The 26,099-nt window shown below is 70.7% G+C and carries 23 protein-coding genes; 13 read left to right on the top strand and 10 right to left on the bottom strand.

Going from position 1 to position 26,099, the window contains the following annotated elements; genetic code table 11:
- Positions 1-3: 3 nt before the first annotated feature.
- Entirely contained in the window at positions 4-1,710 is a 1,707-nt protein-coding gene (locus FXO23_RS26385) for a sensor histidine kinase (RefSeq protein ID WP_179956877.1), read from the bottom strand.
- A gap of 152 nt (positions 1,711-1,862) precedes the next feature.
- Here FXO23_RS26385 and FXO23_RS26380 point away from each other — a divergent pair, with 152 nt between their 5' ends.
- Genes FXO23_RS26380 through FXO23_RS26370 form a run of 3 tightly spaced genes read left to right on the top strand, consistent with a single transcriptional unit; the run spans position 1,863 to position 4,698 of the window.
- Positions 1,863-2,858: an Acg family FMN-binding oxidoreductase gene (locus FXO23_RS26380; protein WP_158888125.1), complete on the top strand. Its 996-nt coding sequence runs from the start codon at positions 1,863-1,865 to the stop codon at positions 2,856-2,858.
- Positions 2,855-3,808, top strand: coding sequence for an Acg family FMN-binding oxidoreductase (locus FXO23_RS26375; RefSeq protein WP_158888124.1), 954 nt, complete (start codon positions 2,855-2,857; stop codon positions 3,806-3,808). Before FXO23_RS26380 ends, FXO23_RS26375 begins: the two co-directional genes overlap by 4 nt.
- Positions 3,805-4,698 (top strand): universal stress protein, encoded by an 894-nt coding sequence (locus FXO23_RS26370; RefSeq protein WP_158888123.1) that lies wholly within the window; start codon positions 3,805-3,807, stop codon positions 4,696-4,698. The genes FXO23_RS26375 and FXO23_RS26370 overlap by 4 nt, the downstream gene beginning before the upstream one ends.
- Positions 4,699-4,753: 55 nt before the next feature.
- On the opposite strand, the gene FXO23_RS26365 is transcribed toward FXO23_RS26370, so the two are convergent.
- Positions 4,754-6,016 (bottom strand): NAD(P)/FAD-dependent oxidoreductase, encoded by a 1,263-nt coding sequence (locus tag FXO23_RS26365; protein WP_158888122.1) that lies wholly within the window; start codon positions 6,014-6,016, stop codon positions 4,754-4,756.
- Between the two features lie 188 nt (positions 6,017-6,204).
- On the opposite strand from FXO23_RS26365, the gene FXO23_RS26360 reads away from it, so the two are divergent.
- Genes FXO23_RS26360 through FXO23_RS26335 form a run of 6 tightly spaced genes read left to right on the top strand, consistent with a single transcriptional unit; the run spans position 6,205 to position 14,310 of the window.
- The gene (locus FXO23_RS26360) at positions 6,205-7,578 is read left to right on the top strand and encodes an amino acid permease (protein ID WP_158888121.1); all 1,374 of its coding nucleotides are present in this window, start codon (positions 6,205-6,207) and stop codon (positions 7,576-7,578) included.
- Positions 7,575-8,780, top strand: a complete 1,206-nt coding sequence (locus FXO23_RS26355; RefSeq protein WP_158888120.1) for an arginine deiminase — start codon at positions 7,575-7,577, stop codon at positions 8,778-8,780. The genes FXO23_RS26360 and FXO23_RS26355 overlap by 4 nt, the downstream gene beginning before the upstream one ends.
- A gap of 13 nt (positions 8,781-8,793) precedes the next feature.
- Complete coding sequence (gene argF / locus FXO23_RS26350) at positions 8,794-9,729, top strand: ornithine carbamoyltransferase (RefSeq protein WP_158888119.1); 936 nt, start codon at positions 8,794-8,796, stop codon at positions 9,727-9,729.
- A 5-nt stretch (positions 9,730-9,734) separates the two neighbouring features.
- On the top strand, positions 9,735-10,652 hold the full coding sequence (locus tag FXO23_RS26345; RefSeq protein ID WP_158888118.1) for a carbamate kinase: 918 nt from the start codon (positions 9,735-9,737) through the stop codon (positions 10,650-10,652).
- Entirely contained in the window at positions 10,649-13,303 is a 2,655-nt protein-coding gene (locus FXO23_RS26340; RefSeq protein ID WP_158888117.1) for a bifunctional acetate--CoA ligase family protein/GNAT family N-acetyltransferase, read from the top strand. Before FXO23_RS26345 ends, FXO23_RS26340 begins: the two co-directional genes overlap by 4 nt.
- A gap of 14 nt (positions 13,304-13,317) precedes the next feature.
- Positions 13,318-14,310: a universal stress protein gene (locus tag FXO23_RS26335; RefSeq protein WP_246257829.1), complete on the top strand. Its 993-nt coding sequence runs from the start codon at positions 13,318-13,320 to the stop codon at positions 14,308-14,310.
- Here the strand turns inward: FXO23_RS26335 and FXO23_RS26330 are convergent.
- From FXO23_RS26330 to FXO23_RS26315, 4 genes are all read right to left on the bottom strand, one after another.
- Complete coding sequence (locus FXO23_RS26330) at positions 14,307-14,495, bottom strand: KOW motif-containing protein (protein WP_158888116.1); 189 nt, start codon at positions 14,493-14,495, stop codon at positions 14,307-14,309. The two genes, FXO23_RS26335 and FXO23_RS26330, sit on opposite strands and share 4 nt — an antisense overlap.
- Positions 14,496-14,640: 145 nt before the next feature.
- Entirely contained in the window at positions 14,641-16,872 is a 2,232-nt protein-coding gene (ppsA, locus tag FXO23_RS26325; RefSeq protein ID WP_158888115.1) for a phosphoenolpyruvate synthase, read from the bottom strand.
- Positions 16,869-17,489, bottom strand: a complete 621-nt coding sequence (locus tag FXO23_RS26320) for a hypothetical protein (protein ID WP_158888114.1) — start codon at positions 17,487-17,489, stop codon at positions 16,869-16,871. The genes ppsA and FXO23_RS26320 overlap by 4 nt, the downstream gene beginning before the upstream one ends.
- A gap of 75 nt (positions 17,490-17,564) precedes the next feature.
- On the bottom strand, positions 17,565-17,990 hold the full coding sequence (locus tag FXO23_RS26315) for an Hsp20/alpha crystallin family protein (RefSeq protein WP_158888113.1): 426 nt from the start codon (positions 17,988-17,990) through the stop codon (positions 17,565-17,567).
- Between the two features lie 198 nt (positions 17,991-18,188).
- Between FXO23_RS26315 and FXO23_RS26310 the strand changes: the two genes are divergently transcribed.
- Genes FXO23_RS26310 through FXO23_RS26295 form a run of 4 tightly spaced genes read left to right on the top strand, consistent with a single transcriptional unit; the run spans position 18,189 to position 20,117 of the window.
- On the top strand, positions 18,189-18,785 hold the full coding sequence (locus tag FXO23_RS26310; RefSeq protein ID WP_158888112.1) for an Rv1733c family protein: 597 nt from the start codon (positions 18,189-18,191) through the stop codon (positions 18,783-18,785).
- Between the two features lie 10 nt (positions 18,786-18,795).
- Positions 18,796-19,053: a DUF1918 domain-containing protein gene (locus FXO23_RS26305; protein ID WP_158888111.1), complete on the top strand. Its 258-nt coding sequence runs from the start codon at positions 18,796-18,798 to the stop codon at positions 19,051-19,053.
- Positions 19,054-19,074: 21 nt separating this feature from the next.
- Complete coding sequence (locus tag FXO23_RS26300; RefSeq protein WP_158888110.1) at positions 19,075-19,641, top strand: CBS domain-containing protein; 567 nt, start codon at positions 19,075-19,077, stop codon at positions 19,639-19,641.
- Positions 19,638-20,117 (top strand): universal stress protein, encoded by a 480-nt coding sequence (locus FXO23_RS26295; RefSeq protein WP_158888109.1) that lies wholly within the window; start codon positions 19,638-19,640, stop codon positions 20,115-20,117. The genes FXO23_RS26300 and FXO23_RS26295 overlap by 4 nt, the downstream gene beginning before the upstream one ends.
- 171 nt (positions 20,118-20,288) lie before the next feature.
- Here FXO23_RS26295 and FXO23_RS26290 read toward each other — a convergent pair whose 3' ends face one another.
- The 4 genes from FXO23_RS26290 to FXO23_RS26275 form a co-directional block, all read right to left on the bottom strand.
- Positions 20,289-22,895, bottom strand: a complete 2,607-nt coding sequence (locus FXO23_RS26290; protein ID WP_158888108.1) for a cation-translocating P-type ATPase — start codon at positions 22,893-22,895, stop codon at positions 20,289-20,291.
- Positions 22,896-22,982: 87 nt separating this feature from the next.
- Entirely contained in the window at positions 22,983-23,594 is a 612-nt protein-coding gene (locus tag FXO23_RS26285; protein ID WP_158888107.1) for a DoxX family protein, read from the bottom strand.
- Between the two features lie 156 nt (positions 23,595-23,750).
- Positions 23,751-24,650, bottom strand: a complete 900-nt coding sequence (locus tag FXO23_RS26280; RefSeq protein ID WP_484476994.1) for a hypothetical protein — start codon at positions 24,648-24,650, stop codon at positions 23,751-23,753.
- The gene (locus tag FXO23_RS26275; protein WP_158888106.1) at positions 24,647-26,098 is read right to left on the bottom strand and encodes a bifunctional aminoglycoside phosphotransferase/ATP-binding protein; all 1,452 of its coding nucleotides are present in this window, start codon (positions 26,096-26,098) and stop codon (positions 24,647-24,649) included. Before FXO23_RS26275 ends, FXO23_RS26280 begins: the two co-directional genes overlap by 4 nt.
- Position 26,099 lies beyond the last annotated feature (1 nt).

The raw sequence follows: 26,099 nt of genomic DNA, 5'->3' as shown, positions 1-26,099 counted from the left end.
CGCTCAGGACACGGGAGCGGACCAGACCAGCCGGGTGCCGCCCTCGGGCGTGGCGTGCACGGTCAGCGTGCCCCCGGCCTCTTCGGCGCGCGTGGTGAGATTGTGCAGTCCGCTGCGCGCGACCGTGGCCGGGATGCCGATTCCGTCATCGGTGACATCGATGACCAGGTCGTCGGCGACGGAAACGGTGATGGTGACCGTGCTGGCCTGGGCGTGCCGGACGGCGTTGGACAGCGCTTCCCGCAGCACGGCTTCGGCGTGGTCGGCGAGTTCGGCCGAGACGACGCCGAGGGGGCCGGACATGCGCACCGTGGACCGCAGGGCGGTGTCGCCGGTCAGCTCGGCGACGATCTCGTGCAGCCGCTTGCGCAGCTGGGTGGTCCCTTCGTCCCTGCTGTGCAGGTCGAAGATGGCGGTGCGGATCTCCCCGATGATGCTTTGCGCTTCCACGACCATGTCGCCCAGCCGTTGCTGGATCTCGGGGGAGCGGGCTCGCAGTTGGGTGGACTGCATGGACAGGCCGAGGGCGAACAGGCGCTGGATGACGTGGTCGTGCAGGTCCCGGGCGATGCGGTCGCGGTCGGCGAGGACCTCGAATTCGCGCAGACGGCGCTGGTCGTCGGCGAGTTGGAGGGCGAGCGCGGCCTGATCGGCGAAGGACGCCGCCAAGGGAAGCTGCTCGGCGTCGAACGGTGCCTCACCGGCTTTGCGGACCACGACCAGCACCCCGGAGACCGACTCCGCCGAGGCCCGCAGCGGCAGTACGAGCGCGGGTCCGCTCTCGTCGGCCAGGTCACGGCCGAGGGTGGGAACCCGGCGGGGACTGGCCGCCCGGAACGACGCCCCGGAGACGGAATCGTCGACGGGGATGTGCTGTCCGGTGAGGCTGTCGGCGTCGAGTCCGGCGCAGACGGTGATGACGAGTTCGGTGACCTCGGGCGCTGTCAGTTCGGGATTGTCGGAGAGGGCGAGGAACGTGTAGTCGGCGCCGGTGAGTCCGAGTGCCCGGTTGGCGATCAGGTGCAGCACATCGGCGGGGTCGGTAGCGGCGAGGAGTTCGGCCCGGATCTCGCTGGTGGCCTCCTGCCAGCGCTGCCGCAGCCGGGTTTCCTCGTACAGGCGGGCGTTTTCCACCGCGATCCCCGCCGCCGCCGCGAGCGCGAGGACTACGACCTCGTCGTCCTCGGTGAAGGCCTGGCCGTTCTTCTTCTCCGCGAGGTAGAGGTTGCCGAACACTACGTCGCGGACCCGGACCGGCACGCCGAGGAAGGTCCGCATCGGTGGGTGGTGCTCGGGAAAGCCCACCGACGCCGGATGCTGCGACAGGTCGATGAGCCGGACGGGCTTGGGTTGATCGATGAGCAGGCCGAGCAGGCCATGTCCTTCGGGCAGGTCCCCGATCCGTTGCCGGGTTTCCTCGTCGATGCCTTCGTAGACGAATTCGGACAGCCGGTCGCCTTCGTCGTTCGGGTTGAGTACGCCGAGGGCGCCGTAGCGGCAGTCGACCAGGTCGATCGCGGCATGCACGATCCGCCGCAGCGTCGCGTCCAGCTCCAGTCCGGACGAAACGGCGAGCATCGCCTCCAGCAGCCCGTCCATCTGGTCCCGCGAATCGACCAGTTGCTCGATGCGATCTTGCACCTCGCGCAACAACTCGCGCAGGCGCAACTGCGACAGGGTCTCCCGCAACGGAGGTGGGTCCTCGGCCATGCGCACAGCGTGACATCAGCCGGAGGGAAACACCAGATTCGCCACAGGCGAGCGGGCCCAAAGACCCCGCAGGCGGTGACGCGTGCCCCTGACCGAGCGTGGCGGCCCGGAGCGACAGTGGAGGCAGAGCAACTCACACCTGGAGCCCAGAGATGACCACCATTCCGCTGCCGGCGACGAATGACCTGATTCGCGTCGCACTGGACGCCGCTATCCGCGCGCCGTCGCCGCACAACACCCAGCCGTGGCGTTTCGAGGTGACCGGGGATCGGATCGACGTGCTGCTCGACCGTGAGCGGGTGCTGGCGGTGGCCGACCGGGACGGCCGCGAGGCGCGGCTCTCCTGCGGGGCGGCGATCTTCAACATGCGCGCGGCCTTGTCCGGCAACGGCCATGCCGCGGCCGTCACCCTGTTGCCGGACCGCCGACGCGCCGACCTGCTGGCCACCCTCTCGATCAGCGGGACGCACCGGACGACGCCCGAGGACCAGGCACTGGCGCGGGCCATCGGGTTTCGGCGGAGCAATCGGCGGCCGTTCACCGACCGCCCGGTGCCGGTCGGGACCCGGCAGGCGCTCGTGCGGGCCGCCGCCGCGGAGGGTGCCGAGCTGGTGTTGCTCGAGCGGCCGGGTGATCTGGACGCGCTGGCCGCGTTGTTGCGGCACGCCGAGCATCTGCAGAGCGAAGATCCGGCTTTCCAGGCCGAGGTTCGGCGGTGGACCGTTGAGGATGGGGTGCGTGACGACGGAGTTCCGCTGTCCGCTGGTGGGCCTCGCCCGGAGCCGGACAGCCTGCTGACCCTGCGCCACTACGGCGTTCGGGAATCGGGACCGGCGCGCCCCTTTGAGCGCACCCCGCTGGTGGCGGTGCTCAGCTCCCACACCGACACGTCGCTCGGCCAGGTGCGAGCCGGGCAGGCGATGCAGCGGGTGCTGCTCACCGCCACCACCGCCGGATTGAGCGCCTCGTTCCTCTCCCAGCCGGTGGAGCTGGAATCCAGCCGTACGGCACTGCGCCGCTTGCTCGGCGGCCGCGGGTATCCGCAGACCGTGCTCCGCCTGGGATACGGCTTCGCCGCCCCGGCCACCCGGCGCCGGGCCGCCGACACCGTCACCTACCACCACGATCCGGGGGAGGCCCGGTCATGACCTGGTCGAGCGCGGAGGTCGGGGTGCTGGTGCGCGCGGTCAACCGGGCGCCTTCGGTGCACAACTCCCAGCCCTGGACCCTGGAAGCGCACGCGAACTCGGCCGACCTGTACGAGCGGTTCGAGTCGTCGCTGCCCCGGCACGACCCGACCGGGCGGGACCGGCTGGTCTCCTGTGGCGCCGCGCTCACGAATCTCGAACTCGCGGTGCGCGCCCTCGGCTGGGACGCGGTGGTGTCGCTGTTCCCCGAACCCGGCCACCCGGATCTCGTCGCCCGGGTGCGCGGAACCACGCGTAAGGAGGCCACCCTCGCCGAGGTCGACCGGTACTCGGCGATCTTCCAGCGCCGCAGCTACCGCCAGCCGTTCAGCCCGGCCCGGATCTCCCGGCGCCACCTGCGGCGGCTGGCCCGAGCGGTGACCGAACCCGGCACTCAAGCACGCGTGATCGAACCCCGCCGGGAATCCGAGCCGCTGGCCGACCTGCTCTGCCACGCCGCCACCGCCCTGCGCGGCGATCGCGCGTACCAGCGCGAACTGGCCGCCTGGCTCCCGCACTTCCAGGATCCGCACGACGACGGGTCCACGCTGCCGTGGGCGGGCCTGGTGCGGGCGAACACGCACCTGCCGGACCGCATCACGCTCACCGAACGGCTCGCCCGCGAGGGACTGCTGATCCTGCTCACCCCGGATGACGGCCGCCGCGATCACCTGCTCGCGGGCGCGGCCATGGAGCAGATCTGGCTCGCCGCCCTCACCGAAGGCCTGGTCGCCTCGGTGCTGACCCAGCCCCTGCACGTGCCCGAAGTGCGTGCCGGGCTCATCGAACACCTCGGGCTCGCCGGATTCCCCCAGACCATCCTGCGCGTCGGCTACCCCGTCGACTCCCCGACAACCGCGCCGCGCATCCCGGCCGCCGCGCTCCCCGCACATGAGGAGGAACCGGGATGAGCGACCTTGCGACGCGCCGGGTGGTTCTGGCCGGAGTGGACGGTTCGCCCTCGGCCATCCACGCCGTGCGCTGGGCGGCCCGCGAAGCCGCACGGCGGCAGGCGCCCCTCCGGCTGTTCCACGCATGCCCGCTGCCGCCCGCCACCGCGCACGTTCCGGTCGCGTTGCGGCACGACTACCGCGACACCCTGCTCGTGCGGGGGCACGAATGGTTGGCGGAAGCGGAATTCGCCGCGACCCAGGTGGCGCCGGGCATCACCGTCCGCCGGGACCTGCGGGTCGGTGCCGCGGCCGGGCAACTCGTCCGCGAATCCGCCTCGGCCGGGCTGGTCGTGGTCGGTTCGCGGGGGCTGGGCGGGTTCGGCGGTCTGGCGCTCGGTTCGGTCGCGGACGCCCTGGCCCAGCACGGACACTGCCCGGTCGTGGTCGTCCGGGGCCGCGCGGTGGGATCGGCGCCGCCGGACACCGGGCCGGTCGTGGTTGGCGTGGACGGCTCGCCGATCAGCGACGCCGCGGTCGAGTTCGCCTTCGACGCCGCCGCGGCCCGCGCCGTCCCGCTGGTCGCCGTGCACACCTGGAGCGACGTGATTCTGGGAGAGGCGTGGGTGCGGCGGGACTCCCAGGACACAGCCGAGGCCGAAGCGAGCCTGCTCAGCGAACGGCTGGCCACCTGGCGGGACAAGCATCCCGAGGTCGAGGTGATCGAGCGGGTGATTCAGGACCGGCCGGTCCGCGGACTGCTCAAAGAAGCCGAAGGCGCGCAGCTGATCGTGGTCGGCTCGCGCGGCCGCGGCGGCTTCACCGGCATGGGCCTCGGCTCCACCAGCCAGGCGCTGCTGCACCACAGCACCTGCCCGGTCGCCGTGATCCGGCCCGAACCCGCCCGCTGACCCGACCGGCACGCGAGTTCCGCGTTCCAGCACCCAGCAGGCGGGTGGCGATCGGTCAGCAGGCCAGGAAGCGGGCGCCGGCGCGGAGTCCGGTTTCCATGATTCGCCAGCCGGTTCCGGCGTGGAAGGGGAGTCCGGCGCGGAACCGGGCGGGGAGGTACACGCCGAGGGCCTTCTTGCCCAGCCGCCAGATCGGGCTGGTGCCGACCCGGTAGTCGTGTCCGGCCACCGCGTCGACGGCGACCGGCCTCGCCGGGTTGCCGGTCAGGGTGAGCGGCACCTGGGCGAAGGTGGCCTTGTCGAACATCTCCATCACGCACATGCTGGTCGGTTCGAATCCCGCGGCCGGGGTCGTGTGCTGGATTTCTCCGGCGATAGTTTCGGCCACCGCGTCGGCTTGCAGGAGCGCCAGGAACGCCTGTTTGACCGGGAAATCACCGGCGTCACCAGGAGCGAAGATCTCCGGATGCCCGGACACTGCTCGCGTGCCGGGCTCGCAGGTGAGGAATCCGCGGTCGTCGGTGGGCAGGCCCTCGTATTCGGTGGCCGCGACATAGGGCGGGAACGTGATCAGGACGTCGTACTTCCGGGAGCTGCCGTCGGTGAACACGACCTCCTGCTCGCTGATCTTGTCCACGACCAGGCCGGTGTGCCCGGTGATGTCGCGCTCGGCGAATTCCCCGACGACCACGTCGTGCAATCGGGGGCCGAAGGCCTGGATGAACGAGCCCTCGCAGGTGGCGAATTCGAGAGTCACCTGGTGCCGCACCTCGCGGCGGCGTAGCCAGGTGTCCAGCATGAACGCCAGTTCGTAGAGCGGGCCCGCGCACTTGTTCCCCGGTGGCACCAGGAACAGGACGCGCTGCTCGTGACCGTGGCGCGCGTTCTGCGCCACCCATTGCAGGTCTTCGCCGAGGCGGTGCATCTGGCCCGGGGTCCAGATCTGGCGCCCGTACTCGGCGAGGCCGGGGATCTCGGCGGGGCGCATGCCCGCGCCGGTGGCGATCACCAGGTGGTCGTAGGGAACCGGGTTTCCCCTCCTCGTGTGCACGGTGCCCCGGCCGGTGTCGATTCCGGTGACGGAGGCGACGCGGTGCCCGATCGCGCGTCGCCGGAACGGTTTGGCCAGGGGGATGTGCAGCCGGGCTTCGCCGGAGCCGAACGGCAGGTAGATGGTGTTCGGTTTGAACAGGAAATCGTCCCGGTCGGACACGACCGTGAGATCGACCTCCCGTTCGTTCAGCCGGGTACGCAGCAGGAAGGCGGTCTCCAGACCGGCGAAACCGCTGCCGAGCACCACCACGCGTGACGGGGACATGTCCTTGCTTCCTTTCGGCCGCCCGAAATTCCGCCTTTCACGGTGGCCCCGCGGGTTGCCCGGTGGCAGGGAAGGTCGCCACCGGAACCGGTGACCTTGGTCCTTCGAATCCGGTTCTCCGGCCTCCGGTGGTGGGGGGCTTGGTTGGGGTGTGCTGGAGGCCGGATCCGGATTTCCTGGGAGGGCAGATGACCGACGTCGCGGGAAGACCGCGCAGGCGTGGTCTGGGGTTGTGGGCGGCGACCGCGCTGGTGGTCGGGAACATGATCGGCTCCGGGGTGTTCCTGCTGCCGAGTTCGCTGGCTTCCTTCGGCGCCATCAGCGTGCTGGGCTGGCTGTTCACCTCGCTTGGTGCGGTGCTGCTCGCGCTGGTGTTCGCCCGGCTCGGCCGCTGTGATCCGCTCGTGGGCGGGCCGTATGCCTACACTCGGCGCGCTTTCGGGGATTTCCTCGGTTTCCAGACCGCCTGGGGGTACTGGATCGCGATCTGGGCGGGGAACGCCGCGATCGCGGTGGCGTTCGTCGGTTATCTCGCGCATTTCTTCCCGGTGCTGGCGAGCAACCGGCTGCTGGCGATGGCGGTGGCCCTGGTGGCGATCTGGGTGGTTACCGGGGTCAACGCGTTCGGGGTACGGCAGGGCGGGATCGTGCAGGTCGTCACCACGGTGCTCAAGCTCGTGCCGTTGCTCGCGGTGGCGTTGATCGTGCCGTTCTTCGCCGATCCGGCGAACTTCACGCCGTTCAACGCGAGCGAGCAGGGGAGCTTCAGCGCGGTGACCGCCACGGCGGCGCTCACCCTGTGGGCGTTCATCGGGATCGAATCGGCCACCGTCCCCGCCGGGGACGTGCGCGAGCCGCGCAGGACGATTCCGCGGGCCACGCTGATCGGCACGATCGTCACCGCCGTCGTGTACGTCCTGGGCACGGTGGCCGTGCTCGGAGTGGTGCCGCGGGACCGGCTCACCGAGTCCACGGCCCCGTTCGCGGACGCGGCGAGCGCGGTGTTCGGTGGCTGGGCCGGGAACGCGGTGGCCGCGGGGGCGGCGATCGCCGCGTTCGGCGCGTTGAACGGCTGGGTGTTGCTGCAGGGGCAGATCCCGCTTGCCGCGGCGCGCGACGGGCTGTTCCCGAAGGCGTTCGCGCGCACCAGCCGCGGCGGTGCCCCGGTGTTCGGGCTGGTCGCCTCCAGCGTCCTGGTGACCGTGCTGATGGCGATGAACTACACCGCGAGCCTGGTCAGCCAGTTCACCTTCGTCATCCTGCTCGCCACGCTGACCACGCTCGTGCCGTACGCGTATTCGGCGATGGCGCAGCTGATGCTGCTGGCCACCGATCGGGGCCGGTTCTCCCGGCGCCGGTTGCTGACCGATGGCGTGGTCGCGCTGCTCGCCTTCGCCTATTCGCTGTGGGCGATTGCCGGGGCCGGGTACGAGGTGATGGCCAAGGGGCTGCTGCTCCTGCTGGCCGGGATGCCTGTCTACGTGTGGATCGCCTACCGCCGGAAACGTGGCACGACCGCCGCTTTCCCGAAGAAATCCGACGAAGGCCGGGAGGCGGCGTGAACGCGTTCGGTGTGCACAGCGAGGTGGGCGGGCTCCGGCAGGTGATTCTGCATCGGCCGGATCTGGAACTGCTGCGGCTCACCCCGTCCAACAAGGACGAACTGCTCTTCGACGACGTGCTGTGGGTCCGCCGGGCCCGGCAGGAACACGACGTCTTCGCCGACACCCTGCGGGAGCGGGGCGTGGTGGTGCACCTGTTCGGAGATCTGCTCACCGAGGTCCTCACCGATGAGCAGGCGCGGAAATGGGTGCTGGGCCGGGTGCTCGACCGGGCGGGCGCCGGTCCCCTGCTGCACGAGGCATGCGCGGCGATGGACTCGGCGACGCTGGCCCGGACGCTGGTCGGCGGGATCACCCGACGCGAGCTGGAGACGTCCACGGTGGACAGTTTGCGGTTGCTGAGCGCGGCGCCGGACGACTTCCTGCTGCCGCCGCTGCCGAACCACCTGTTCGCCCGGGACTCGTCGTGCTGGGTCTTCGATGGCGTCACGATCAACCCGATGGCCAAGCCCGCCCGGCGCCGGGAGAGCGCGCACGTCAAGGCGGTGTACCGGTTCCACCCACTGTTCGCCGGAGCCGAGATACCCCGCTGGATCACCCCGGACGATACCCCGGTCAGCCTGGAAGGCGGCGATGTGCACGTGCTCGCCCCCGGGGTGCTGATGGTCGGGATGAGCGAGCGGACCACCCCGGAGGCCATCGAGCTGCTGGCGCACCGGCTGTTCACCGCGGGCACGGCGCACGCGGTGATCGCGGTCCTGCTGCCCCGGGCACGCGCCTTCATGCACCTGGACACGGTGCTGACCATGGTCGACGTCGACGCGTTCACCGCCTACCCCGGACTGGGCGACCTGCGGTCGTTCACCCTCCGGCCCGGCGACACCGGTGGCCGGGCGACCCCGCGGGTCCGGGAGAACGGCGAACTGTTCGCCACGATCGGAACCGAACTCGGCTTGGACAAGGTCCGGGTCCTGCGGGCGGAACAGGACGTCCGGGCGGCCGAGCGCGAGCAGTGGGACGACGGGAGCAACGTGCTCGCGATCCGCCCCGGCGTCGTCGTCGCCTACGAGCGCAACGTCACCACGAACACGATGTTGCGCAAGCACGGCATCGAGGTGATCACCATTCCCGGTGGCGAGCTGGGCCGGGGCCGCGGCGGTCCGCGCTGCATGAGCTGCCCGATCGAACGCGACCCGAGCTGATCCGGAGGTATCCGTGAAAGACCTGCTGACCACGGCGGATTTGACTCCCGCCGATTTCGCCGAGCTGATGCGCCTGACCGCGTGCTACGCGCAGGATCCCGACCACGATCCGATCTTCCTGCACCACGGCCTGGTGGCGCTGCACTTCACCAAGCCCTCGACCCGGACCCGGGTGTCCACCGAAGCCGCCGTGGTGCGCCTCGGTGGCACCCCCATCACGCTCTCCGCGGCCGAGCTGCAGCTCGGCCGCGGAGAGACCATCGAAGACACCGCGCGCGTGCTCTCCAGCTATGTTTCGGCCCTGGTCATCCGCAGTTCGTCGGACGCGGAACTCGCGCGGTTCGCCGGGGCGGCGACCGTTCCGGTGATCAACGCGCTGACCGACGGCCACCACCCGCTGCAGAGCCTGACCGATCTGTTCACGCTGGGGCAGCTGTTCGCGGATCTGCCCGGCCGCCGGATCGCCTACGTCGGCGCGGGCAACAACGTGGCGGTGAGCCTGGCCCAGGCCGCCGCACTGTCCGGAGTGGACATCGCCCTCGCCACCCCGGACGCCTACCCGCCGGACGCCGGGGGCATCCGGGCGGCCGAGCAGATCGCGGCCGCCACGGGTTCCACCGTGACGTGCACCAGAGACCCTGCGGAGGCGGTCCGCGGGGCGAGCGCGGTGTACACCGACGTGTGGTTGTCCATGGGCGACCCACCGCACGAGGCCGCGGACCGGCGCGCCGCGCTGGCGCCGTACCGGGTCGACTCCGCGCTGATGGACCGGGCGCTGCCGGAAGCGGTGTTCCTGCACTGCCTCCCGGCACATCGCGGTGAAGAAGTGACCGCGGACGTGATCGACGGCCCGCGCTCGGTGGTGTTCCGGCAGGCCGCCAACCGGGAACCGGCCGCGCAGGCCGTGCTCTACGCGCTGTTGCGCCGCAAGCTCCAGGGCCGGGGGTGAGGCCGGTGAGGTTGGTGATCGGGCTGGGCGGGAACGCGCTGCTGCGCCGTGGCGAACGCGCGGACTTCGCCGTCCAGCAACGAAACCTCGCCACCGCGACCGACACGCTGGCGGCGGTGGCGCGGGAGCACGAGGCCGTGATCGTGCACGGCAACGGTCCACAGGTCGGCCTGCTGGCCCTGGAAAGCGCGGCCGATCGGCGGCTGGAGCGGCCGTACCCGCTGGACGCGCTGGTGGCCGAGACCCAGGGCATGATCGGCTACTGGCTCGCCGGGGCGCTCGGCACCGCGTTGCCGGGCCGCGAAGTCGTCGCAGTGCTCACCCGGACCCGCGTGGATGCCGACGATCCCGCCTTCGCGCGGCCCGCCAAGTTCATCGGTTCCGGCTACGACCGGACCCGGGCCGATCGGCTGGCCGCCGACCGAGGCTGGGCCCTGCACCAGGACGGCCACCGCTGGCGCCGGGTCGTGCCGTCGCCCGAACCCCGCGAAGTCCTGGAACTCGCGAGCGTGCGCCTGCTGCTGGACAGCGGCGCGATCGTGATCGCCGCCGGCGGGGGCGGAATCCCGGTCACCGCGAACGGCCATCCGCACGGCGTTGAAGCGGTCGTGGACAAGGACCTGGTGGCCGCGTTGCTGGCCACCGAACTCGGCGCGGACACCCTGCTCCTGCTCACCGATGTCCCGGCGGTGCAGCGCGACTTCGGCACCCCACGGGCGACCCCGATCACCGAAGCCACCGCCCAGGAACTGGCCGCCCTCGGACTTCCGGACGGTTCGATGGGACCGAAAGTCGAAGCGTGCCGCCGGTTCCTCGCCCACGGCGGCAGGCTCGCCGCGATCGGCGCGCTGGACGAAGCGGCCGCAGTGCTCACCGGCCGCGCCGGAACCAGGATCCTCGCGGCGAAAGAGAGGACGCCATGAGTTCCACGATCGACCTGCCGGGAAACCGCTCGGTGCTGACCGACGGGCGGGTCGTGCTGGTGCGCCCGCTGACGCCCGCCGACGCGCCCGAGGTGCTGGCGCTGCACCGGAGACTCAGCGAACGAGACGGCTACCTCCGGTTCTTCGGCCCGGTACCGTCGCGTTTGGACGAACTCGCGGAGCGGTTCGCCGCCGAGACTTCGGACAGGCACGCTGGGGTCGGAGCGTTCCTTGCCGACCGGCTCATCGGTGTCGGCAACTACGAAGTCATGGGTGGTACCCGCGAGGCGGAACTGGCCCTGGTAGTCGACGGGGAAGTTCAGGCCGGTGGCGTGGGCACACTGCTGCTCGAACACCTGGTCTCGGTCGCGAGGCAGCAGGGGATCCGGTGCTTCGTGGCGGTTGTGCTCGCGGAGAACGTCCGTATGACGCGGGTGTTCCGGGACCTGGGCCTGCCGTTCACGATCACCGGCTGCGGTCCGGAGCGCGGCGTCGAACTGCGCCTCGATGCGGGGGAGACCTATCTCGACGCGGTCGCGGCCCGGGAGCGGGTGGCCGATGTGGCTAGCCTACGCCACGTCCTCGAACCCCGATCGATCGCCGTCATCGGTGCGGGGCGGACCCCGGAGAGCGTTGGCCATGCCGTGCTGCGCAACCTGCTCGACGGCGGTTTCACCGGCGACCTCATGGCGGTCAATCCCCATGCCGACGCGGTGCTCGGTGTCCGCTGCTTCCCGTCCGTCGCCGCCCTGCCCACACCCCCGGAGTTGGCGGTCGTCTGCGTCCCAGCGGCCGTGGTGCCCGGGGTGTTGGAGGAATGCGGCCACGCCGGGGTTCCCGCGGTCGTGGTGATCACCTCCGGACCGGGCGGAACCGACCTCGCCGCGGTGCGGCGCCATGGCATGCGGTTGGTGGGCCCCAACTGCATCGGCGTCGCCAACACCGATCCGGCGGTCCGGATGAACGCCACCTTCCTGCCCGGCGCGGTCCGCCCGGGAGACATCGGGGTGATGACCCAGTCCGGTGGCATCGCGATCGCGCTGGCCGAACTGCTCGCCGCCACCGGGCTGGGTATTTCCAGTTTGGTGTCCGCGGGCGACAAGTACGACGTGAGCGGCAACGACCTGCTGCTGTGGTGGCAGCAGGATCCGCGGACCTCGATCGCCGTGCTGTACCTGGAATCCTTCGGGAACCCACGCAAATTCGGACGCCTCGCGCGAACGCTCGCCCGCGAGAAGCCGGTCCTCGCGGTGCGCGGCGGCAGCACCCCCGCCGCCCAGCGCGCCGCCGCGTCCCACACCGCGGCCGCCGCCACCCCCGCGGTCACCCGGGACGCGTTGTTCGAACAGGCCGGGATCATCGCGGTCGACTCGATCAGCGAACTGCTGGACGTGCTCGCGGCGTTGCAGTGGCAGTCGCTGCCCGCCGGGAACCGAGTGGCGGTGCTCAGCAACGCCGGTGGCGCCGGCGTGCTCACCGCCGACGCGTGCGCCCGGCACGGACTGGAACTGCCGGACCTGAGCGAGATCACCACCGACCGGTTGCGCGACGTGCTGCCCGCGCAGGCGAGCGTGCGCAACCCGGTGGACACCACCGCCGTGGTGCACCCGGCCGCGTTCGGCGCCGCCGTGGACGTGCTCGTCAACGAAGACGGGATCGACGCGGTCCTGGTGGCCGTGTTGCCGACCGCCCTCGGAGACCCCGGAACCGCGCTGGCGCAACGGGTCGCCCTGCGCGGTAAGCCGGTGATCCTGGTGCGCCCCGGCCAGCCCGAGCCGGTCCGGGCGCTGAAGGGCCTCGGCGGCAGGCCGGTGACCGCCAGCTACGCCGACCCCGAACAGGCCGCCGCGGCGCTGGGGCACCTTGCCCGATACTCCCGGTGGTTGCACGAACCGGCAGGAGAGGTGCCCGAGCTCTCCGGCATCGACTTGCCCCGCGCGCGGGAGCAGGTCGCCCGATGGCTGGACGACCATCCCGCGGGTGGCTGGCTCGGGCCGGTGGAGGTGACCGGGTTGTTGCGCGCCTTCGGAATCCCGGTGATCGCGACCGAGTTCGCGGCGGACGAAGATGCCGCGCTCGCGCTGTCCGAACGGTTCGGGCGACCGGTCGCGATCAAAGCCGACGCGGCGGGCGTGCTGCACAAGGCCGACCGCGGCGGGGTCGTCCTGGACGTGCGGGAGGCATCCGGTGTCCGCGCCGCCGTTTCCGGCTTCCGGGAGCGGTTCGGTGCGGAGTTGCGCGGGGTGGTCGTGCAACCGATGGCCGCGGCGGGGCGGGAACTGCTGGTCGGCATCCACTCGGACGAGATGTTCGGGCCGCTCGTCGTGTTCGGGCTCGGCGGAACGGACACCGACCTCATCGCCGACCGCGCCGCCCGCCTCGCCCCGCTGACCGACGCCGGGGCGGACCGGCTCGTGCACGCGTTGCGCTGCTCGCCGGTTTTGTTCGGTGCGGACACCCCACTGAACACCGACGCCGTGCGCGAGGTGCTGCTGCGCGTCGGCAGGCTCACCGAGCTGATCCCGGAGATCGCCGAACTCGATCTCAATCCCGTGCTGACCACACCCGAGGGCTGCCTGGTGCTGGACGGCCGGATCCAGTTGCGCCGCCGACCGGTGGCTGATCCCTATCTGCGTTACCTCAAGCATTGAGAGGAGTGCCGGACATGAAGGACACCGAACGGGCCATGCGGGGCTATTTGGCCTCGTCGCTCTACACCGAAACCCACCCCGGCGGCGAACCCGGGCCACATCCGTCCGTTGTGGACGAACGAGTTGTCCTGGCCGGGATAGACGGCTCGGAGTTCGCGGTACGAGCAGCGCGGTGGGCGGCCCGCGAGGCGGCCCGCCGCAGCATCCCGTTACGGCTGGTACACGTGTGCGCCCCGCTCTACCCGGGGATGGTCTCCTCGGGGTCCGCACCGGCCAAGCCCGAGGACATCCTGGTGCGGCAGGGCAGGAACTTCCTGCGCGCCGCGGCCGCCGCCTCGGTGGCCGCGGAACCCGCGGTGCGGGTCCGCGAAGAGGTGCTGATCGGTTCCCCGGCGAAGACCCTCATCGAGCAAACCGCCTCCGCCGAACTGGCCGTACTGGGCTCGCGAGGACGAGTCGGACTCGACCGGCTGCTGACCGGTTCGGTCGCTGACGCGGTGGCCACGCACGGGCGATGCCCGATCGCGGTGATCCGCACCGAACCGGACCCCGGTGAATCGCGGCCCGTGGTCGTCGGCGTGGACGACTCGGCTGACGGCGAGGCCGCGCTGGCTTACGCCTTCGAAGAGTGCGCCGCGACCAAGGCACCCCTGATCGCGGTCCGGTCCTGGCGCGATCCCTCAGCCGACGACGCCTGGTCGGGGATTCCGTCAACGATCGACCTCGAGCAAATCGAAGCCGGCGAAGAACGCGGCCTGAACGCGATCCTGGATGCCTGGCGGAAGCGATACCCCGAGGTGACGGTGACCTCGACGGTCGTGCGATCAAACCGGCCCGCCGACGCCGTCCTGCGGGCGGCGAAGAACGCCCGGCTGATCGTGGTCGGCTCGCATGGCCGCGGAGTCTTCACCCGGGCATTGCTGGGCTCGACGAGCCGGACGGTGCTGCACCACGCCGAATCCCCGGTCGTCGTCGCGCACCCAGCGGTCGAGTCTGCTCATTCCTAGCGACGGACCGTGGCCCGGTGCGCGAGCTTGAGTTCGCGTACCGGACGGCGGTGCCCGCTGGTGTGTTCCAGCCACACCCACACGCAGCCGGTGGTGCGCAGATCGACCGGGCCGTCGACGATCCTGCCGTGGTCGCCCCGATACACCCCGTCGATCACGACCACTTCGTCACCGATCTTGAACACCGGAAAGCGCCCCCTTCCCTCGCGGATCATGACGTTAGGCCGATCGGCCGCCTCGGTATACCGCCGACACGGGATCTTCACGATGGCGCGAGCGGGCCACCAGGCAACCCTGCGCATCACGGCTGCGCCGTTCGGCGGACGCCGGTCAGCTACGGCAGGAGTCCAGCAGGAGGCGGCGTTCGGCGGCAGCGATCGCCGTGCGAGCGGCGGGGACACTGTCGGCGTTGACCGAGATCGAGGTGATCCCAGCTCGTACCAGGTGCTCGGCGAACGCGGGACGGGCCGAGGGCGCCTGCCCGCACAGCGACGAGGTGATGCCCGCGTCCCGGCAGGCTTGGACGATCCGGGTGATCGCGTCAAGGACCGCCGGATCGGCCTCGTCGAACAGCGGGGCGCAAATCTGGGAGTCACGGTCGACGCCGAGCATCAGCTGGGTGAGGTCGTTGCTGCCGATGGAAACCCCGTCGATGCCGAGGTGCGCGTATTCGGGGATCCAGTAGACGATCGAGGGAACCTCGGCCATGACCCAGCGGTGCAGGCCACGCTGGCGGCCGAGCGGGCTGGCGTCGACGAGTTCGAGGCAGGCTTCGAGTTCCCATTTGGTGCGCACGAACGGAAGCATCAGGTGCAGGTTCGGGGTTTGTTCCCGAACCTTGGCGAGCGCGCGCAGTTCGAGCCGGAACAGGTCCGGATCGTCGAGGTAGCGGTAGCAGCCGCGGTAGCCGATCATCGGGTTGTGCTCGACGGGTTCGAACTCGTCGCCGCCGGTGAGGTCGCGGAATTCGTTGGTACGGAAGTCGGTGGCCCGGTAGACGACCGGGCGGGCGCCGAAGGCTCGGGTGATCTTCAGCAGGGACGCGGACATCGCGGTGACGAACCGGTCGGCGCCGTGTTCGGCGAGGAACGCGCGCGGGTGCTGGTTGGCGAGCGCCTCGGTGAGCATGAACTCGGCGCGCAGCAGGCCGACCCCGTCGACCGGGAGCGCGGCGACGCGTTCGGCCTGGTCCGGCAGTGCGAGGTTGACGTACAGCGTGGTGCCCAGCGCTTCGGGTGCGGCGATCGGTGCCGGGTCGGTGGTGGCCGTTTGGGTGGTGACCCGGGTGCCTGCCCGGACGGTGCCCGCGGCGCCGTCGACGGTGACGAGTTGGCCGTCGTGCAGGTCCCGGGTGGCCGAGCGGGTGCCGACCACGCAGGGGACGCCGAGTTCGCGGGCGACGATGGCGGCGTGGCAGGTCATCCCGCCCTGGTCGGTGACCAGCGCCGCGGCGCGGCGGATCGCGGGTACCCAGTCCGGGTTGGTCATCTCGGCCACCAGGATCTCGCCCTCGCCCAGCCGATCGCTCTCGGCCGGGGAGCGCAGCACGCGCACGACGCCGGTCGCGACGCCGGGCGCGGCGGACAGCCCGGAGGCGAGCACGGTGTCTGCGGGTGCGGCGGTGTGCTCGGCCAGCGTAGTGATCGGGCGGGTCTGCACCAGCCAGGTCCTGCCTTCGGCGATGACCCATTCGATGTCCTGCGGAGTGCCGTAGAGGTGCTCGACCCGCATCGCGAGCCGGGCGAGTTCGGTGGCCTCGGCCGGGCTCAGCACCGCGGGGCGTCCCTCATCGCCGAGGTCCACCCGTTGCTCGTCGCCGTTCGGCCCGTGGGTGATCTTGTGGGTCTGCCGCCCGATCCGGGTCCGCAGTACGGTCGCGTCCGGTTTGGACAGAATGTAGGTGTCCGGTTCGACGGCGCCGCTAACCAGGACCTCCCCGAAGCCAAAGACCGCTTCCACCACGATTCGGTCGCGGTCGCCGGTGGAGGGGTCGGCGGTGAAGATCACCCCGGCCTTGTCGGCGTCGGCCATGCGTTGCACGACGACGGCGATCGCGGGTTCGCCGGTGATGCCTTGTTCCGCGCGGTAGGCCAAGGATCGGGCGCCGAACAGGGATTCCCAGCAGGCGACGACGCTTTCGACGACCTTGTCCGCGCCGACGACGTTGGTGATGGTGCGGTTCATCCCGGCGAAGGACGCCCCGGCACTGTCCTCCGCGGTCGCCGACGAGCGCACCGCGACCGCGGTGCTGGCGCCCAACATGCGGTAAGTCTCCCGGATCGCGGCGTCCAGCGAAGGGGTGACCCCGGCCTTGCGCACCAGCGCCCGCAGCCGTTCGTCGCTCGCGGCGGGGGCCGATCCGGCCTGGGCGACAGCGTCCCGCAGTTCGGCGCGTATCCCGGCCGCCTCCATGCAGTCCAGGTAGGCGGGTGCGGTGATCACGAATCCGGGCGGTACGGGCATTGAGGCGGCGGAGAGCTCCCCGAGGTTGGCGCCCTTCCCACCGACCACCGCCGTGTCGTTGGAGTCCACTTCGGACAGCCAGAGAATGTCGCGAGTCATGTGATTTCCTTCAGGTCAGCGGGGGCGGGAGCCAAGTCCCGGTGCGGGTGCAGGGCGGCCGACTCGACAGCGCAGAGCAGCGCGGCTTGGAATCGCCCGATAAGGGGGCCGGCCAGCGGCCAGATGCGGCGGAAGCGGACCCAGCTCGCCGGATCGTCGAGCAGCACACGAACGTCAACGGTGACCAGCGAGCGGCGGCGGCCGTAGGGGCGGACCGAGAGGCTCACCACGAGCTTGCCGTACCCGGGCTCGGCGAAGTCGGCGAAATCCCGCGGTTCCAGTCGGCGCCAGTCACCTCCGGGACGCCAGAACTGTCCGGCGACGCCGAAGACGATCTCTTCCCCGGGCAATTCACCGAGAACGGTCCAGGGCGAGCGCGTCTCCAGTTCGTCCAGAGTGAGCGGCGCGGGGCAGGCCCGGACACACAACCGGCGCAATACATCGAAGAGAGGACGGCGGATCTGCGCCAGGTCGAGCGCGTGCGCGGCCGCGTAGACCTCGTCCGGTGCGGCGTCGACGATCCGGTGCCGGGCACGTTCGAACTGGTAGTGCGGCGCGAACTGATCGGCCAGCAGCAGCGGGCTGCGGGGTTTGCGCTGGGGCAAGGCGATCGCCATGATCGTGCGCCTTCCTGGACGCCCGCTGGAGCGGGGTGGTGGCGGCCCGAGGGGGAGTGACGGGCCGCCACCAGGTCACTTGGCTCGTACCTTGATCTGCTTCGCCGGGGACTCCGGCTCGCCGACCTGAGCCGTCACGGTGAGGATTCCGTCGGCGTATTCGGCGTTGATGGTGTCTTCCTTCGCGCCGGCGGGGAGCGAGACGGTGCGGGCGAACGAGCCGTAGCGGAACTCCGACCGGTTCTTGTCCGCCTTGTCCTCCGACCGTTCGGCCCGGATGGTGAGCAGCCCGTCGTGCACGGTGACCTCGAGGTCCTTCTCGGCGTCGATTCCCGGGAGCTCGGCGCGCACGGTGTAGCGGCCCTCCGCGAGCTGGTCCTCCAGGCGGATAGCGTGCGGGTCGATCAGCGGGCGCATCCCGGCGAAGGGTTGGAACGCGTCGAACAGCTCGGGCAGGTCGGACAGCAGCGCGTGGGCGCGTCTGCGAATCGGCAGATTCATCGCGGTGGCCTTTCGGGGGAGGGAATGCCTTCGCCTGCGATTCCACTCCGCGGACGGGTGCGGGCGTAGGGCCGTCGGGCACCGATCATGGTGACCTCCACCAGGACCCAGGGCACAACGGGCGGGGACCAACGCCCCTTACTCCGGACAAGTCCCGACGGGGAGCCTTCTCCTGAGCAGGTGAGGAGGTCGTTCCCGATGAACCGGTTACCGATGACGATCGCCCGGTCGTGGCGTCTGGTGCGCGCCGGGCGCAATCCCCTCGCCCGGGGCTGGGAGCGGCTGGAGGCCGGGCTGCTGATCGGCGCTGCCCTGTGCGCGCTGCTGGCCCTGCCGCTCGCCGTCCTCCAGGGCGCGCAAGCCTACGCCGACCAGCTCGAGCTGTCGGATCGGCAGCGCGCGGAACGACACCCCGCCACCGCCGTCACCCTGAGCAACGCACCCGACCCAGCGGCACGCCCCGACGGCACGCCGACCCCGGGCACCGCACAGGTACCGGCCCGGTGGACCGTGATCGGCTCGGAGCGCCGCGGGAACGTGACCGTGAACGAGGGCACGGCCGCCGGGGCGGCGGTGCCGATCTGGCTTGACCCGCGAGGTGATCTGGTGGCCGCGCCGGTGACCGCCGCCGAAGCCGCGGCCACCGGCATCGGTGTCGGGACGGCGATCTGGCTGTCCGCCATCACCGTGCTCGGCGGGCTGTACTGGGTCGGCCGCAAGGCCCTCGACCGCTCGCGAGCGGCGGAGTGGGAACGGGAATGGTCCCGGATCGCCCCCGACTGGACCCGGCACTGAGGGAGGAGCCATGCGGGCACAGGCAGGGGACTGGCTGGTGATCAAAGAAACCTACGTGGACAGGCCCGACCAACGCGGCCGCATCCTGGAAGTCCGCGGCGCCGACGGCGCCCCGCCCTACCTGGTGAAGTGGCTGCGCGACGACCGCGAATCGCTCTACTTCCCCGGACCCGACGCCCAATTGGTCACCGCCGAACAACAGTCCGAAATAGACGAAGAAGAGCGTCGCCGCCTCGCCACCACCCGCGCCGCCATCCACCACCGCTAGCCATCGAAACAGGAGTTTCCCATGCGTGCGAACGAGATCATGAGCAGTCCCGTGGTGAGCATCACCACGGACACCACGATCCGGGAGGCCATCGCCCTGCTGACCGAGCGCGGATTCGCCGGGCTGCCAGTGGTCGACCAGGACAACAAGGTCATCGGGGTCTTCACCGAAACCGACGCCCTGCGGGGCGGTGCCGCGCACCGCACGGTCGCCGAAACGATGACCACCCCGGTCGAAGTCGCCGGGCCGGACACCGAAGTCGCCGACATCGGGCGGCGCATGCTGACCGACCGGCTGCGCTGCATCCCGGTCGTCGACAACGGCACGCTGGTCGGCGTGGTCAGCAGGCGCGACCTGCTCCGCCCGATGATCCGGCGCGACGACGCGATCGCCGCGCACGTCCGCGCCCTGCTCACCGACTACTCCGGACACCGCAACCGCTGGACCGTCGCGGTCACCGGCGGCGTGGTCACCCTCACCGGGGAATTCGCGGACAACGCCGAACGCGGCGTGCTCGGCGCGCTGGCCCGCACGGTCCCGGGGGTCGTGCACACCGAATTCGTCACCAACCGGCAGCCGACCCCATGAACTCCGCACCATCGATCGTGGTCGGCGTGGACGGCTCCGCGGCCGGACAGCAAGCCCTGCAGTGGGCGCTGCGCGAAGGCGACCTGCGCCACAGCACGGTGCGGGCCGTGCACTCCTGGACGGTCGGCCAGGTGGCCGACTTCACCTGGCGCACCCCGCGGCAGCTGAGAGCCGATTCCCGATCATTGCTGCGGCATGCCCTCGAGCACGCGCGGCAGATGACCAACGTCCGCGCGCCGGTCGAGTCCATCAGCGTCCAGGGCCCCGCCGCATCCACCCTGACCGAGACCGCACGCGGGGCCGCGCTGCTCGTGCTCGGCGCCTACCGCGTCGGCCCCGGCGGTCAGGGCCGACTGGGCTCGGTAGCCACCCGATGCGCCGCACTGACCTCGACACCGATCGTCGTGGTGCCGCAAAGCGGACCGGTCGAGACCCTGGAAACCCTTCCACCACAGGGACTTGCCCATTCCCGATGAGCGTGGGGCTGGCTATGGCATCCGGTCGAGTCTGCCGATATGGCCACCGTCACCCCGTACCTTACTGGCGCGTACAGTCACCGGAAGTCAGTGCCACCAAAGTCCACCCGAAAGCGCTGTCGTCGGCACGAGCGCGTATCGGCGGGAAGATCCGTCCGTCTTTTCTGGACCTCAGCGCGCCGGGTTCGAAGACATCTGTCCCTGGTGGCGCTTCCCGTGTGCCCGCACTCCTTTCTGCATCCCGTCGGCCAGGAGCACCAGCGGGATCGCCAGGGCCGCGAGTCCCCAGCCCAGGGCGTTCGGCATGTTTCCGCCGAGCAGCGCTGGCAGGGGCGGCATGAGCAGGAAGACGAACAGCATCGCCAGTTCGAAGCCGATGGCGTAGAGCAGCAGGTGGTTCGTCCAGGGTCGCATCCGGCCGATCCAGCGGGATTCGCTGCGGCATGCGAACGCGTTCGCGAGTTGGCCGAGCACGACCGCGGTGAACGCGGTGCCCGACGCGGTGGCCAGCAGGGCGGGGGGAGGGGCGGTGCCGAAGGACCAGCCGCCCGCGAACAGCACGGCCAGGAATGCCGCCATTGCGGTGATCGCCTCGGCGGGGCCGAGGACTCCGAAGGCCCGGACGAGGACGGTGCGGTTGATCAGGTTCCCGAGTCGCAGCTTGCCCCGCATGGTGCGCGGGTTGGGTTCTTCGGCGCCGAGGGCGAGCGCGGGCAGGAGGTCGGTGCCGATGTCGAGGGCGAGGACCTGCAGCACGGTGATCGCGGCCGGGATGGTGCCGCCGGACAGCGCCCAGACGACGAAGGGGGTGAGTTCGGCGACGTTGTCGGTGAGGTGGTAGGTGAGGAAGCGTCGGATGTTGGCGAAGGTGGCGCGGCCCAGTTCGATCGCGGACACGATGGTGGCGAAGTGGTCGTCGAGCAGCACGAGGTCGGCGGCTTCGCGGGCGACGTCGGTGCCCGAGGCGCCCATGGCCACGCCGATGTCGGCGGTGCGCAGCGCGGGCCCGTCGTTCACCCCGTCGCCGGTCATCGCGACGATGTGCCCGCGTGCCTGCAATGCCTTGGCGATGCGGAGTTTCTGTTCGGGCTCGACTCTGGCCAGCACGATGCCGTCGTGGTCGAGCAGTTCGCCCAGTGCGGTGTCGTCGGCGGGCAACTCGGCCCCGGTCAGCACGCGAGTTTGCGGCCCGGTGAGCCCGACTTCGCGGGCGATGGCGGCGGCGGTGCCGGGGTGGTCCCCGGTGACCATCGCGATCTTGATGCCTGCTCGGCGGCAGGACGCGATGGCCGCGGCGACATCGGCGCGCGGCGGATCCTGCAAGCCGATCAGGCCGAGCAGCTCGAGATCACGCTCCGAAGCGTCCACATCGGACACCGCGGACCGCCGAGCCACGGCGAGCACGCGCAAGCCGCGGTCCGCCATCGCCGTCAGCGCGGTGTGCGCGTCAGCGGGGAGGCCGGGGCATAGTGGCATGATCGAGTCCGGTGCGCCCGAGACGTGCATGCCGTCTTCGTCGATGACCGAGGATCGGCGGCGACGAGGGTCGAACGCGTGCCGGACCAGCGGGGACGGAGGCGCTGGTACCCCGGTGCGGGCGGCCAGGACGTGCAGAGCCACCTCCATCGGATCGCCGACGGCAACCCATTTGCCGTCGGCGAACTGGGCGCGGGAATCGGGGGAGCACCGGGCCCCGCTGTCCGCGGCCGCAGTGGCCAGGCGTATCGCCTCGCCCGGGCCGGTGAGTTCGCCGGTCGGTTCGTACCCGGTTCCGGAGACCGTGACCGTTCCGGCCGAGGTCCAGACGGTGACCGCGGCCATTTCGTTGCGGGTCAGGGTTCCGGTCTTGTCGGTGCAGATGAAGGTGGTGGCCCCGAGGGTCTCCACGGATTCGAGTTTGCGGACCAGGGCGTGCCGTCCGGCCATCTGCTGGGCCGCCCGGGCAAGGGAAAGGGTGACCGTGGGCAGCAGTCCTTCGGGAACCAGCGCGACGGTGACCCCGATCGCGAACAGCAGGCTTTCCGCGCTGGGCCGCCCGAGCATCAGTCCCACCAGGAAGAAACCGATCCCCACGGTGACCGCGATTCCGGCGATGGCGGTGACCACGCGATGCAACTGGGTGGCCAGCGGGCTGCGCGGACGTTTGGCCTGTTCGGTGACCGAGGCGATCCCGGCCAGGCGGGTCCGGGCGCCGGTCGCGGTGACCACCGCGGTGCCGTGGCCTTCCACGACGTACGTCCCCGCGTGCAGGGGTGCATCCGGTTCGCAGCGCACCGGGGCGCTCTCCCCGGTCAGCAGCGACTCGTTCACCGACAGCCTCGCCCCCGCGAGCAGGGTCGCGTCGGCTGAGACCCGGTCCCCGGCCTCCAGGATCACGATGTCCCCGACGACGAGTTCGGCCGCGTCGACCACCAGGGCGACCCCGTCCCTGCGTACGGTCGCCCGTACCGGCAGGAGATCGCGCAGGCGGTCGGCGGCCTTGTCGGCGCGGTATTCCTGGACGAACGAGAAGGCCCCGTTGAGCAGGACCACGACGACGATCGCGATGGCCATCGCGGGCATCCCGGCCAGCAGCGCCAGCCCCGCCGCCACCCACAGCATGATCGCGAAGAAATGCACCAACTGCGCTGCCAGTACCCGCAACGGACGCGGGCTCCGGGGCGGGGGCAGTGCGTTGCGGCCGTCGCGCCGCAGCCGTGCGGCCGCGTCCGCCCCGGACAACCCGGTGCTTCCTGGCGCCACGAGATCGGCCGACACGATGCTCGAATCCTTGTCCATCAACATTCCCTCACTCGGCGAGAGGCAACGCGGGCTTTCCGGACACCGGGGGCCACGCAACGGGTGCGCGGCCCCGGGTCCGCGTGGTCAGAGGAGCCAGCGGTTGCGTTCGACGAAGTGGCGGTCGGCCCAGCGACGGCCCAAGCCCCATGTGTTTCCCGCGTACACGGCGGCGAGCACGATCAGCACGATCGCGTAAATGATGTGGTATTCGATGATCGGGTTGGTGGACATCGATGGTTTCCCGTCGGCGGTGGCGCGGTCGGGGGGCCATTCGGCGACCCACATCAGCAGCATCATCACCGTTCCGGTGACCGCGGCTAGGCGCAGGCCGATGCCGAGCAGCAGGGCGGAGCCGATGCCGAGCAGACCGAGCATGAACAGCCAGTCGGCCCACCAGGCCCCGGCCCAGGAGTGCAGGGTGTCCTGGAACGGGCCGACGTGGACCTTGCTGAGGAATCCTTTGGTGGGGGAGCCGCCGTTGACCCAGGCGTTCTGCGAGGTGGTGGCGTAGCCCCAGCCGAAGGCCTTGTCCGCGAACGCCCACAGGAACAGGAAACCCATCGCGATCCGCAGGACCGCGATGACCTTTCCGGCGATGGGGGTCATCACCGCGCCGTGCTCGGGTGCGGTTTCGGCCGCGTCCTGTGCGGGGATCTGCATCTCGCTGGTGAGCCGTGGCGCTGATTCGATCGACATGAGCGGTCTCCTTCTCGCGAGGGTGAGGCGAGTCGAGTGTCCTGCCACCGGGGATGCCGTGACCGGGGTCCAAAGTCGTTTCTCCCAGGGAAATCGTCACCAGAAGGCAAGGACCTCCGCTTCCACGTTGTCCCCAGTAGACGGTGGAGGCGCGGTTCACCGGTCGTCAGGTTCGGCGAGCGCGAAGTAGGCCTGCTCTTCTTGCTCGAAGTGCGGGGTGAGTACCGCCTCCAGGCCGTACTGAGTGGCGCGCAGGTCGTCGAGCTGGGCCGGTCGTAGCGGAGCGGGGCCGGACAGGTGCCGCTGGAGCCGGGCGGCGAGCGGTTCGGTCTCGGCATGCCCGCGCCGCTGCCGACCAGAGGTCCGAGTGCCGGATACAGTTCGTGTTCCTCGGCTCGCTCGTGCGGCAGCAGCCGTTCGGCGACCAGACGCCCGGCGGTCCTCGCGGCCGCTTCGGCATGCGGCCCGAGCCCTTCGGACAGGGCGTCGGCGGCATCGCGCACCGCCGCTCGCGCCTCGGCCAGGCCGGAGTGCTCGGCGCGGAACCGGGTGATCAGCCTGGACGCCTCCGGTGACGGGGTCGCGGTGACCAGGACCGCGACCGCGGTGACCGGGATTCCGGACCACCACCACGCGGCCGCGGCGAGGACCAGAGCGACGGCAGGAACACGACCGCGAACCGGTCCGCAAACCTTGCGACCGGAGCCGCTTCGGCCGGATCCGCATGACGCGGGGTGCGGGGTCGGCGAGCGCGTCGAGGTCCCGGTGCGCCCGGCGCCGGGCATAGCCCTCCAGCACCTGACCAGTCGCGAGCATCAGCGCGATCAGCATTCCCGCGAGGTACTCGCCGACGAGGAGCGTCCCGGCCAGGGCCAGGGTGGCGAGCACGTCGGTACCGATTCGTTTGTGGACGAGATCGGCGAGCACCATCGACACCGAGTACGCCAGGCCGAGCACGATCGCGCCGATCCAGGCCCAGTCGGTTGCGAAACCGGCGATTCCGGCGGCCGCGACCACACCGAGCAGAATGAGCTGGACCGCCCACTGCTGTTTCACGGTGTGTTCGGTGGATCGATCGCGGCCATCGCCCGCGTGAGCGTGTCGTCGGGGCTGCCGGTCGTCGGCAGTGTGACGGAGTTCGGCCAGGGTTGGCTGTCGGCGGCCATCGCGGCGGCGATGACCGGATCCGCATCGGAGAAACTGCCATCCCGTTCACGGAGCCGCCGGATGGTGATCTCGATCGGCGCGGTACACCGCAATGCGACTAGTTCACTGCTGGTGTGTCGTGCGATTTCGGTCGCGTGCTCGCGGGCGCGTGCCCGGTTCCAGGATGCGTCGAGCACTACTGTTTCGCCCTGTTCGAGGAGTTCGCCCGCGCGACGCACCAGTTCGACATAGGTGCGCTGAGTGTGTTCCGGTGTGTAGATGCCGGTGTTGTAGGGAGCTGCGGCAGGGTCGTGCGGGGATCGGTCGGCCAGTTCTTTGCGCAGCCGGTCGCTGGAGAGCAGCACTCCGCCGAGCCGGTCGGCGAGCAGACCAGCCACAGTGGACTTCCCAGTCCCCGGTAGCCCGCCGACCAGGATCAGCCGGGGCTGCCCGGCGCGCAAGTGCTGGAGCGCGAGGGCGGCGTACTCGCGGGCGGATTCGGCGGCGGAGGCCTCGCCCTGACCGGCCCGCAGGCAGCCGACTTTGGCCCGGACGAAGGCGCGGTAGGCGAGGTAGTGGTGCCGCAGCGAGGACGGTGCCGGGTCGGCGGCGAACTCGGCGTACCGGTCGAGGAGGTGTTCGGCGAGTTTCTCGGCGCCGAGGTGTTCCAGGTCCATGGCCAGGAACGCGATGTCGTCGAGGCCGTCCACCCAGCGCAGGCGATCGTCGAATTCCAGGCAGTCGAGCACTCGGGGGCCGTCGTCGAGGCAGAAGATGTCGTCGGCGAGCAGATCACCGTGGCCGTCGACGATCCGCCCGGTGGCGATCCGGCGATCGAACAGCGCCCTCCGCCCGGCGAGGAAGTCCAAGGCGAGCCGTTCGATCCGCTCGGCGACCGCGGGCTCGAGCACCCCGAGCGGGCGCACCTGGTCGAAGCTCGCGGTCCAGCGGTCCCGGAGGGCATCCCGACCGCCCTCGGCGGAGATCTCCTTCCTTCGGTCGGCCGAGGCGTGAAATGCCGCGATCAGCCGGGCCAGCCGTTCGATCACGTCGATCGTGGACACGCCCGCGCGGACCAAGGCAGACAGTCGCCGGTCGTCCGGCATGCGCCGCATCACCAGCAGCGGCTCATCCGGGCAACCGTCCACACCGGACAGTTCGGCGATGCCGAGGTACACATCGGGGGCGAGCCGCCGATTGAGTTCCAGCTCGCGGCGGCACGCGGCCAGGCGCCGTTCCGGGGTGCGGAAGTCCAGGAATCCCAGCTCTACTGGCTTTTTCAGTTTGTAGGCGCGGTCGCCGACCAGGAAGACGACCCCGGAGTGGGTTTCCCGGACGGCCGCGAATTCCGTGGGCATC

The sequence above is a fragment of the Amycolatopsis anabasis genome, assembly GCF_009765355.1.
GTDB lineage: Bacteria > Actinomycetota > Actinomycetes > Mycobacteriales > Pseudonocardiaceae > Amycolatopsis > Amycolatopsis anabasis.
This window is presented reverse-complemented; position numbering and strand designations above follow the sequence as displayed.